Origin of the sequence: Streptomyces sp. CBMA156, from assembly GCF_014596515.1 — a bacterium.
In the GTDB taxonomy this organism is placed as follows: domain Bacteria; phylum Actinomycetota; class Actinomycetes; order Streptomycetales; family Streptomycetaceae; genus Kitasatospora.
In genome coordinates this window covers 1-9,579 of the sequence record NZ_MSJQ01000243.1, presented here as the reverse complement: position 1 = coordinate 9,579, position 9,579 = coordinate 1, and the positions used below count along the sequence as shown (strand labels likewise).

The following is a 9,579-nucleotide window of genomic DNA, read 5'->3' as shown; positions in this document are numbered from 1 at the left end:
GCCTGGCTCGCCGGGCAGGCCCGCGCGCACGCGCTGCCCGTGGTCGACTGCCGCCCGTACGCCAGCCTGCCCGAGCGCCTGGCCGCCGCCCTCGGGTGACGGCGGCCGGGCGGGGCCGCTACGCCGCCGTCGCGTCCTCGATGTCCGAGATGAGCTTGGTGCTCAGGTCGCTCTGCACCGCCAGCCGGGTGTGCCCGGCGTCGGGGCCGGTGCCCCAGGTGAGGGTGACGGTGGTGAACAGGTGCCCGGCGCCCGAGTCGTGGTAGCGCACCTCCCAGTGGGTGGGCACGTCCTGCGCGCGCAGCACGCCGTCGGCGTGGTTGGCCTCCTCCCAGGCCACCAGCCGCCGGCGCAGGTCCTCGGTGAGGTAGTGGGCGCGCAGCTGCGTTCCCAGGTCGTCGGTGCCGTCGTCGACGGCGTCGATGTAGGCGCCGTAGAAGTCGGCCACCCGGTCCACCGCGGAATCCGGGCTGCCGCCGCGCACCGCGGAGCCCGCGGCGGTGTCGGTGTCGGTCATGAACGTCCCCGTCCCTCAGGGCCGGGGACGCGCTCCCGCCCCGGCCGGCCACTCGAACCGGACGGCCCAACGAACCGCCCCCGGAAAGGTTGCGGCCCGGACCGTCCCCGTCCGGGTGGCGGTCAGCCCTGCTCCCGCCGCCCGTCCCGTCCGCCCTGCCCGCCCTGCCCGTCCGGCCCGTCGTCGTAGGCGGCTGCGTCGTCGTAGGCGGTGCGCGCAGCCAGCACGTGCGGCATGTGGCACTCCGCCCAGGCCTTGATCTGCCGCACGAGCGGCAGCAGGTCCCGGCCGAGCGCGGTGAGCGCGTAGTCGACCCGGGCCGGCACCCCGGCGGTGACGGTGCGGCTGACCAGCCCGTCGCGTTCCAGGGCGCGCAGGGTCTGGGTGAGCATCTTCTCGCTCACCCCGGCCAGGCGCCGGCGCAGGCCGCTGTAGCGCAGCGGCCCGTCGGCGAGGGCGTTGACGACCAGGCTGACCCACTTGTCGCCGATCCGGTCGAGGAGTTGGCGGGCCGGGCACCAGGCGAGGTAGGCGTCGTAGGCGGCCGCCTCGGCGGCGCGGCGCTGGGCGGCGTCGGTGGTGGGCACCGGCCCACTCTCCTTTCCGTTCGGTACGCACTTCCTGGTACGTACTTCCCTGTGGAGAGTAACTCTCCTTAGGTTGGGCGAAGTTGCCGAGCCGTGAGGGGTGTGTGTGATGCGAGCCGTGGTGGTGCGGGAGTTCGGCGGTCCCGAGGTCATGGAGCTGGTGGAGGTGCCGCTGCCGCAGCCGGGGCGCGGGCAGGTGCGGGTGCGGGTGGCGGCGGCCGCGGTCAACCCGGTGGACGCGGTCACCCGCTCCGGGCTGCTCGCCGGGGCCGGGCTGATGGCGCCCCGGGCGGTGACCGGCCTCGGCTGGGACGTGGCCGGGACGGTGGAAGCCGTCGGGCCCGGCGTGACGGAACTCGCCCCCGGGCAGCGGGTGGTGGGCCTGCACGACCGCCTGGACACCGACCTCGGCACCTACGCCGAGCACGTCGTCCTGGACGCCGGCACGCTCGCCCCCGCCCCGGCGGGCGCCGGCTTCGCCCAGGCCGCGACGCTCCCCCTGAACGGCCTCACCGCCGACCAGGCCCTGGACCTGCTCGGCCTTCCCGCCGGCTCCACCGTCCTGGTCACCGGCGCCGCGGGCGCGGTCGGCGGATTCGTCGTCGAACTGGCCGCCCTGCGCGGCCTGCGGGTGGTCGCACTGGCCGGGCCGGACGACGAACAGCTGGTGCGCGGCCTGGGCGCCGAGTGGTTCGTGCCGCGCACCGCACCCGACCTCGCCGCCGCCGTACGGGAGTTGGTGCCCGGCGGGGTCGACGGCGCGGTCGACGCCGCCCTGCTGGGCGTACGGGCCCTGGGCGCGGTGCGCGGACGCGGCGCCTTCGTCGCGGTCGCGGCGGGCAGCGCCCCGCCGGCCCTGCGCGGCATCCGGGTCACCAACGTGTGGATCACCGCCGACGGCCCCGCCCTCACCCGCCTGTCCGCCCTCGCCGCCGACGGCCGCCTCACCCTGCGGGTCGCCGACACCCTGCCCCTGGAGCAGGCCGCCGACGCCCACCGCCGCCAGGAGGCCGGCGGCCTGCGCGGCCGCCTGGTCCTGACCCCCTGACCCCCCGACCCGAGGCCCGGAACGAGGAGAAAGCCGCCCCGGGCGCCCTGAACTCCGGGGCCGGAGTGGGAAGTCGGACCGGCCGACTTCCTACTCCGCCCCCTGGCCCGCGGAGCCCGCACCGCCGACCGCACCGCCCGTGGCGGGCCTGGTGTGGAGGACTTCGCGGGCCTGTTCGGCGGCGCGCACGATGCTCTCGCTGATGAAGTCGAGGAAGCGGGCGATGTTCTCCAGGCGGATCGCGGCGGGGGTGCCGGGGCCGAGGACGGCGACGCCCTCGCGGGCGGCCTCGATGACCCTGTCGTTGGCGCGGGCGCTGGCGATGACCGCCTGGTAGTAGAGCTCGTCGTCGACGATGTAGCGGTCCCGGCGGCGCTCGTCGCGTTCCCGGCGCACCAGGCTCTGGCTCTCCAGGAAGGCGATCGCCTTGGAGATGGAGGCGGGGCTGACCTGGAGGCGCTGGGCCAGTTCGGCGGCGGTGAGGCTGCCCGCGTCGGTGGTCGACAGGCAGGTGATCACCCGGGCGCCCATCCGGGACAGGCCCGAGCCCATCAGGACGGTGGTGAACTGTTCCTCGTACGCGGCCACGGCCTCGCTGTCACGCCCGGGCTGCCGCGGCCCGGGCCGCGGGGCGCCGGAGGGGGCGGGCGGGCGACGCTGGGCGCGGCGCTCGGTGGCGCGGTGGGCGAGGTCGGCGCGGTAGGCGACGGGGCCGCCGTTGCGCATCACCTCGCGGGTGACGGTCGAGGTGGGACGTTCCAGGCGCCGGGCGATCTCGGCGTAGGGCAGGCCGTCGGCCAGCCCCAGCGCGATCTGCTGGCGTTCCTGCTGGGTGAGCCTGCCTCCCGGCATCGCGCTTCTCCTCGGTTCTCGCGGGTTCTCACCGGAGCGTGCCGCCCGGCCGCCCCCACCATAGCGTTCACCCTCCATCCATTGCAATGATCACGGCGACCACCGTTGCATTACCCGACACACCTGTTGCAACAGTTTCCCATCATTCACCTGCAATGACGCCGATCTGACGCAACGAAGTAGTTGCCGACCCATTGAAAGCAACGTAGCGTTTCCAATGTCGGAAACACCGACGGGGCGGATCCGAACCGGGTCCCGGCCCCACCCGCACCCGTACAGGGAGACCACCGTGCAGACGTTCGACACCCCCGCCGCGATCACCGCCGTCCTGGACGTCCCCGGCGGCCGCGTCCAGCTCATCGCCGCCGAGCGCACCGACACCACCGTCGAGGTCCGGCCCGCCGACCCCGGCAAGAACCGGGACGTCCAGGCCGCCGAACGGACCACCGTCTCCTACGCCGACGGCGTCCTGCGGATCGTCACCCCCGCCGGCCACCAGCTCCTCGGCCCCACCGGCTCCCTGGAGGTCACCGTCCGGCTGCCGGCCGACTCCGCCGTCGAGGGCAGGGCGGCCGCCGCCGAGCTGCGCGCCGTCGGCCGCCTGGGCGAGATCGCCTTCGAGGGCGCGTACCGCCAGACCAAGATCGACGAGGCCGCGGGCCTGCACCTGACCGCCGTCGACGGCGACGTCGAGGTCGGCCGGCTCGCCGGCCCCGCCCGGATCAGCACCACCCGCGGCGACATCCGCATCACCGAGGCCCACCGCGGCACCGTCGAACTGGCCACCCAGTCCGGGAACATCACGGTCGGCGCCGCCGCCGGCGTCTCCGCCGCCCTGGACGCCGGCACCGGCCACGGCCGCATCGGCAACGCCCTGCGCAACGACGGCACCGCCGTGCTCGACATCCGCGCCACCACCAGCCACGGCGACATCACCGCCCACAGCCTCTGACCCCGGCCCGGGGCCCCGACACCCTCCAGGGGGACGACATGACGAACACCGCCCCACCCCCGGCTCACCCGACCGCCTGGACCGGCATGGTGCCGGTCGACGACACCGCCCTGGCCGCCACCGACACCGGCGGCCCCGGCCTGCCCGTGCTCTACCTCAACGGCCAGTTCGCCACCCAGGGCTACTGGCGCCGCGTCATCGCCGAACTCGGCCCCCGGTGGCGGCACATCACCTACGACGAGCGAGCCCGCGGCCGCAGGTCGAAGCGCTCCGCGGACTACTCCTTCGAAGCCGCCGTCCGGGACGTCGACGCCGTCCTCGCCGCCCGCGGCGTGGACCGGGCGCTGCTCGTCGGCTGGTCCTACGGCGCGTTCGTCGCCGCACACCGGGCCTCCCGCCACCCCGGCCGCACCGTCGGCACCGTCCTCGTCGAGGGCGCCCAGCCCTACGACTGGCTCACCGACGACCTGGAACGGCGCATCCGCCGCCAGTTCCGGCTGTGGGGCCCGGTCATGGCCCTGCTGCGCCCCACCGGCCTGACCCCGCGGATGACCCCCGGGCAGATGGCCGACTGCAACGTCGAACTCGGCCTGGTCGCCCGCGAACTGGGCCCGGTCCTGGACGCCCTCACCGTCCCGACCCGGTACGTGGTCGCCTCGGGAACGTCGCTGGGCAGCCGCGGCGACGAACAGGAGGTCATCCGCGCGAGCCTGCCGGCACTGGCCGAGCGCAACCCGTACGTCGAGGTCGGCGCGAAGGTCGCCGCCAACCACGACACGATCCTGAAGAAGGACTTCCGCGCCGTCGCCGACGCCGTACGCGCGGTCGCCGCCCTCGACCGCCCCGGGACCGGCCACTGACGGCCCCAACCACCGGGCGCCCGCCCCGCCGACGCGGCCGGGCACTGCGATCATGGAACGCATGACCGAGGAACCGGACCCGCTCGCGGACCTGTGGCCGCCCGCCCCGCCCACCGCCGCCGGCTGGCTGCCGGAGCTGTGCGGCGACGGCCTGACCGGGTTCATGCCGCCCGCGATGCCCGACGCGGCCTGGGTGCTCAACGCCATGTACGAGCACGAGCGGGGGCCGACCGCACTCTCCCACCACGAGGAGCGCCAGGCACGCCTGGCCGACGGGAGCGCCGAGCCCCAACTCATCGCGCCGAGCCCCAACTCATCGCGCCGGGCGTCGACTTCGACGCGGCGGGCGTCGTCACGGGCGGCGACCTGGGCCGCGCCGGGCACCCCGGCGCCGGCTGGCGGCGGCTGCGCTGGGCGGAACTCGCCGAACGCACCGGCGACCCGGCCGTGCCCGACGGGGCGGCGCCGTCCCGCGCCTGCTTCCCCTCCGTCAGGAAGCGGGGCAGCTGGCCGCTCGGCATCCTCCCGCCCACCGAGGGCAGCCTGGACCGCGAGAGCTGGAACCGGCTGACGGCCGTCCTCGCCGCCCACAGCCCGGCCGGCCCGGACACCCACTGCCTGGCCTACTACAGCCCGCTGACCCTCGGAGCGGACGCCGACTACCACCACGCCCACGTCCGCACGGGCCGCCTCGGCGACGCCGGGGTCCTGTACGACAACCCGCGGACCCACTTCAGCCCGTCCAACCTCTGGGCCGAGGACCGCTCCTGGCTCCTGGGCACCGACTACGACCTGTGGGCCACCAAGGTCGCCGGGCCCCCGGCCCTGATCGAAGCACTGCTGGACGACGCCGGGCTCGAAGCCGTCCGGCTGCCCTGACCACCACCACCGCGCGCGGCGCCGGGCAGCACGTTCGACTGCCCGACGGCGCGCGCGGCGGACCGTGCCGCCCGGTACTCCGGCCGCGTCACAGGTCCCGGAAGGTGCCGAAGGCGCTCGCCACCCTGCTCTGGAAGGCGTGGCTGACGGCGCCGGAGGCCGTCTTGCCGAAGACCTCCAGCCGGCCGTCCTCGTTCTCCCCCACCACCGGGTCCGTCACCAGCGCGCCACCGAGCCGGCTCCAGCCCGACCAGGTGCTGTTCGGCGCCACCTGGTGGATGTTCAGCACGGCGCCGGCGGCGTCGCGCACGAACAGCTCCATGCTGCCGTTGCGGCAGAGCACCACCGCGGGGTTGCCGACCAGGCCCGCGCCCTCGAAGGTGTGCCAGTCGTGCCAGGTCCCGTTGGGCCGCAGCTGCCACGTGGTGGCGATCCGCCCGTCCGCGGTCCGGGCGAACACCTCCTGGGCGCCGTTCTCGTTCACCCCGACCACCGGGTCGGAGACGACGTCACCGCGCAGGTCCACCCAGCCCGACCAGGTGCTGTTCGGCGCCACCTGGTGCGCGGCCATGATCCGCCCGTCCGCGGTCCGGGCGAACACCTCCAGGGTGCCGTCGGCGTTGTGGCACACGGCGGGGTCGCCGACGAAGCCCGCGCCCTCGAAGGTGTGCCAGTCGTGCCAGGTGCCGTTGGGCCGCAGCTGCCACGTGGTGGCGATCCGCCCGTCCGCGGTCCGGGCGAAGACCTCCTGGGCGCCGTTCTCGTTGGCCCCGACCGCCGGGTCGGAGACGACGTCACCGCGCAGGTCCACCCAGTCCGACCAGGTGCTGTTCGGCGCCACCTGGTGCGCGGCCATGATCCGCCCGTCCGTGCTGCGGACGAAGATCTCCTGGGTGCCGTTGGCGTTGCGGCCCAGCACCGGGACGCCCTCCAGCCCCGCGCCCCCGAGCGAGGTCCAGCCGGCCCAGGTGCTGTTGGGCGCCGTCTGGTACTTGGTCCGCACCCCGCCCTTGCCGTCGTTGTCGACGAACTCCAGGGCACGGCTGGCGCTCGTGCCCAGGTGACGCCGGGCGATCATCTGCCCGCCGCCCGCCGGGCTGTCCTCGACGATCCTGCTGTAGCGGCGGGCGACGTAGTTGCCGTTGGGGTGGTCGTCGATCGTGGAGTCCTTGATCGAGGCCCGCGGGACCTTCTTCACCGGGGTGGCGCCGAAGGAGTAGTAGGAGAAGTGAACGTGGTCCGCCTCCCAGGCGTTGAAGAGGATCACGTGGTTCACCGCGTCGAGGAGGATGTCACCGGCCCGCAGGTCGGCGCGGGCGATCTCGTGGGACACGTTCCCCAGGTTCCCGGTCCAGTGGTCGCTCCCGGTGTGCCAGGCCATGTCGACGTAACCGGAACAGTCCCGGCGGTACTTGCGGTCGCCGGTCGGGCCGGGCGAGAAGGCGTTCTGGCTGTACGGGCCCGGCTGGTGGTCGACCCAGTACTGCGCCCGCTCGATCACCTCGGAACGGGTGAGGGGTCCGTCGATGCGGGAGGCGAGCGAGGCCTGGACGGGCGCGGCCTGGACGGGCGCGGAGACGCGCTGGAACGGCGTGGTCATGAGGAAGGGTTCTCCCGTTTCTCCGGGGACGGAGGCCTCGCGGAACCGAGGCCGTACGGAACAGCGGCGGAGCGGAGGTGGAGCGGGACGGGCGGGCGCACGGGACGGCGGCGCGGCTGCCCGCGGCTACTCGGCGAGGCGCCAGTCGCGCAGCTCGTAGGCCTCGCCGAGTGCCCTGGTGCAGAGGAACCGTGCGGTCCGGCGGGCCCCGGCCTCGTCGGCGGCCAGGAGGAACAGGGCCACACCGATCCGGCCGGGTGTGACGCGCACCCGCACGTGCTCCAGGCGGTCACCCGCCCGGGCCTGGCGCCACAGGTGCCCCGTCAGCCACTGCGGGGCGACCGCGGCGGCGGCCGGGCCGACGAGCTGGGTCAGCGTCAGGCGCAGGACCGGCGCGCCCAACGTCAGCCCCAGCCGAAGCCGTCACCGTCACCGTCGCCGTCGCAACGGACCGGCGCGGTGGTGGCGAGGGGACAACCCGGCGATCCTGGGCATGGACGGACTCCGTTCGATGCGCGGTGGACCGGATGCCGGACGACCGCGCCTCCCGGCCCCGGGCACCGGGACGGCGCTTCCGACCTGCCTCAGCCTGCCGAACCGGCGCCGCCCTGTCAGCGGGCAGCGCCTGGCCCCAACGTGCCTGGCCCCAACGGGACATGCCGCACCCGTCTTGCCCGGGACACCGCCGCTGGGCACACTGGTCCGACGACTGACACACGGCACCTACCGCGGGGGGCGGCAGAATGCTTCAGTTACTCGGTCTATCCACCCTGTCCGAACGCCTCTATCAGGCGGTCCTCGCCGATCCGGCGAGCAGCGTGGCCACCCTGGCCCGGGACACCGGAATGACTGATCATCAGATACGTTCTGCTCTGGACGAGTTGGCGGACCTGGCCCTGCTCAGACCTTCGGTCCACGCGGACGGGACGCTGTGGCCGGTCAGCCCGGCGGTCGGCCTGTCGGCGCTGCTGGCCGCCGCCGAGGACGAGGCCGCCGCCAGGCAGCGCCAGATCGAGGCGACCCGGACGGCGATCGCCACGCTCGCGGCCGAGCACGACGAACACCGCCACCACCGTGCGGAGACCGCGGTCCTGCTCGACGGGCTCGACTCCGTGCGGGGCCGGCTGGAGGAGCTCGCCGCGAACGCCACCGCGGAGTGCCTCTCGCTCGACCCGGGTGGCGCGCACCGGCCCGACGCACGGGCGGCCTCCTCGCGGCTCGACGAGCAGGCGCTGCGCCGGGGTGTCGCCGTCAAGACGATCTGCCGGGAGAGCTTCCGCAACGACCCGGGCACCCTGGCCCATGCGCACCGGCTCACGGAGCTGGGCGGGCAGCTGCGCACGGTCCCGATCGTGCCGGCCGCACTGGTGATCGTCGACCGCAGGGTCGTCATCCTCCCGCTGGACCCGACCGACCCGCGGTGCGGCGCCCTGGAGGTGGACAGCCCCGGCATGCTGTCCGTCGCCTGCGCCCTGTTCGACCAACTCTGGTCCGTGGCCGACCCGTTCGGCGCCTGTGTCCCGGTGGACGGGCAGGGCCTCACCGCGGCCGAACGCACCCTGCTGGAGCTGGCCGCGGCCGGGCACACCGACGAGGCGGCGGGCCGCAGGCTCGGCGTCTCCGCCCGCACCGTCAAACGCCAGATGGCCGACCTGATGGACCGGCTGGGCGCCGCCAGCCGCTTCCAGGCCGGGGCGCGGGCCGCCCACCGCGGCTGGCTCTGAGCCTGCCGCAGGCCCGGCGCCCGGGAGCGGGACGCCGGGGCCCGCGGCCGTCAGCCGCCAGCCGTCAGCCGTCAGCCGCCCAGGTGGCGGGCGAAGAAGCGCAGGGCGCTGTCGAGTTCGAAGGCGGGGACGTCGCCGTGGCCGCCGGGGTTGGCGTGCAGGGTCTTGTCCGGGGAGCCGAGGGTGTCGAACAGGGCCAGGGCGGCTTCGCGCGGGACGCGTTCGTCGTCCCACTGCACCAGGAACTCCACCGGGACGGTGATCCGGGCGGCGGCCTCGGCGGAGGTCTCGGCGCCGTTGAGGCCGAGGACGGCGGCGCGCACCCGCGGTTCGGCGGCGACGAAGGGCACGCCGAGGCCGCAGCCGAGTGAGACGCCCCAGTAGCCGGCCGGGCGCTCGCCGACGTCCGGGAGCCGGTGCAGCGCGTCCAGGGCGGTGCGCCACTCGGGCACGCTCTGGCCGGCGAGCAGTTCGTGCAGGGCGGCGACGGCGGCGCTGACGTCCCCGCCGCTCTGCATGCGGTTGCGCAACTCGCCGACGGCGGCGTCGAGTTGCGGGCT

The 9,579-nt window shown here is 75.0% G+C and carries 11 protein-coding genes; 5 read left to right on the top strand and 6 right to left on the bottom strand.

From position 1 onward, the window contains the following. Positions 1 to 118: 118 nt before the first annotated feature. Both BU198_RS20085 and BU198_RS20080 read right to left on the bottom strand, forming a co-directional pair. Complete coding sequence (locus tag BU198_RS20085) at positions 119 to 517, bottom strand: hypothetical protein (protein ID WP_188298241.1); 399 nt, start codon at positions 515 to 517, stop codon at positions 119 to 121. A 122-nt stretch (positions 518 to 639) separates the two neighbouring features. Then, the gene (locus BU198_RS20080) at positions 640 to 1,104 is read right to left on the bottom strand and encodes a winged helix-turn-helix transcriptional regulator (RefSeq protein WP_188298240.1); all 465 of its coding nucleotides are present in this window, start codon (positions 1,102 to 1,104) and stop codon (positions 640 to 642) included. Positions 1,105 to 1,213: 109 nt separating this feature from the next. Here BU198_RS20080 and BU198_RS20075 point away from each other — a divergent pair, with 109 nt between their 5' ends. Continuing rightward, complete coding sequence (locus tag BU198_RS20075) at positions 1,214 to 2,152, top strand: NADP-dependent oxidoreductase (protein WP_188298239.1); 939 nt, start codon at positions 1,214 to 1,216, stop codon at positions 2,150 to 2,152. A gap of 90 nt (positions 2,153 to 2,242) precedes the next feature. On the opposite strand, the gene BU198_RS20070 is transcribed toward BU198_RS20075, so the two are convergent. Next, the gene (locus tag BU198_RS20070) at positions 2,243 to 3,004 is read right to left on the bottom strand and encodes a helix-turn-helix domain-containing protein (RefSeq protein ID WP_188295243.1); all 762 of its coding nucleotides are present in this window, start codon (positions 3,002 to 3,004) and stop codon (positions 2,243 to 2,245) included. A 289-nt stretch (positions 3,005 to 3,293) separates the two neighbouring features. Here BU198_RS20070 and BU198_RS20065 point away from each other — a divergent pair, with 289 nt between their 5' ends. The 3 genes from BU198_RS20065 to BU198_RS42315 all read left to right on the top strand — a co-directional run bounded on the left by BU198_RS20065 (position 3,294) and on the right by BU198_RS42315 (position 5,695). Beyond that, entirely contained in the window at positions 3,294 to 3,956 is a 663-nt protein-coding gene (locus tag BU198_RS20065; RefSeq protein ID WP_188295244.1) for a DUF4097 family beta strand repeat-containing protein, read from the top strand. Positions 3,957 to 3,994: 38 nt separating this feature from the next. Continuing rightward, entirely contained in the window at positions 3,995 to 4,816 is an 822-nt protein-coding gene (locus tag BU198_RS20060) for an alpha/beta fold hydrolase (RefSeq protein ID WP_188295246.1), read from the top strand. Positions 4,817 to 5,263: 447 nt separating this feature from the next. Then, a complete protein-coding gene (locus BU198_RS42315; RefSeq protein WP_223243853.1) occupies positions 5,264 to 5,695 on the top strand; it encodes a hypothetical protein in 432 nt (143 codons plus the stop codon). Positions 5,696 to 5,783: 88 nt separating this feature from the next. Here the strand turns inward: BU198_RS42315 and BU198_RS20050 are convergent, their stop codons facing one another. Continuing rightward, positions 5,784 to 7,295: a hypothetical protein gene (locus BU198_RS20050; RefSeq protein ID WP_188295247.1), complete on the bottom strand. Its 1,512-nt coding sequence runs from the start codon at positions 7,293 to 7,295 to the stop codon at positions 5,784 to 5,786. Positions 7,296 to 7,421: 126 nt separating this feature from the next. Further along, on the bottom strand, positions 7,422 to 7,697 hold the full coding sequence (locus BU198_RS20045; RefSeq protein WP_188295248.1) for a hypothetical protein: 276 nt from the start codon (positions 7,695 to 7,697) through the stop codon (positions 7,422 to 7,424). 341 nt (positions 7,698 to 8,038) lie between these two features. On the opposite strand from BU198_RS20045, the gene BU198_RS20040 reads away from it, so the two are divergent. Then, positions 8,039 to 9,019 carry a helix-turn-helix domain-containing protein gene (locus BU198_RS20040; protein ID WP_188295249.1) on the top strand — a complete coding sequence of 327 codons (981 nt, stop codon included), beginning with the start codon at positions 8,039 to 8,041 and terminating at the stop codon, positions 9,017 to 9,019. A gap of 71 nt (positions 9,020 to 9,090) precedes the next feature. Here BU198_RS20040 and BU198_RS20035 read toward each other — a convergent pair. Further along, positions 9,091 to 9,579, bottom strand: a 489-nt coding sequence (locus BU198_RS20035; protein ID WP_223244670.1) for an alpha/beta hydrolase, incomplete at its 5' end; no start/stop codon positions are given.

Excerpts from the sequence above, each read along its gene's own strand:
- BU198_RS20070 (WP_188295243.1), bottom strand. The coding sequence starts at position 3,004 with ATGCCGGGAGGCAGGCTCACCCAGCAGGAACGCCAGCAGATCGCGCTG.
- BU198_RS20060 (WP_188295246.1), top strand. The coding sequence starts at position 3,995 with ATGACGAACACCGCCCCACCCCCGGCTCACCCGACCGCCTGGACCGGC.
- BU198_RS20075 (WP_188298239.1), top strand. The coding sequence starts at position 1,214 with ATGCGAGCCGTGGTGGTGCGGGAGTTCGGCGGTCCCGAGGTCATGGAG.
- BU198_RS20050 (WP_188295247.1), bottom strand. The coding sequence starts at position 7,295 with ATGACCACGCCGTTCCAGCGCGTCTCCGCGCCCGTCCAGGCCGCGCCC.
- BU198_RS20040 (WP_188295249.1), top strand. The coding sequence starts at position 8,039 with ATGCTTCAGTTACTCGGTCTATCCACCCTGTCCGAACGCCTCTATCAG.
- BU198_RS20085 (WP_188298241.1), bottom strand. The coding sequence starts at position 517 with ATGACCGACACCGACACCGCCGCGGGCTCCGCGGTGCGCGGCGGCAGC.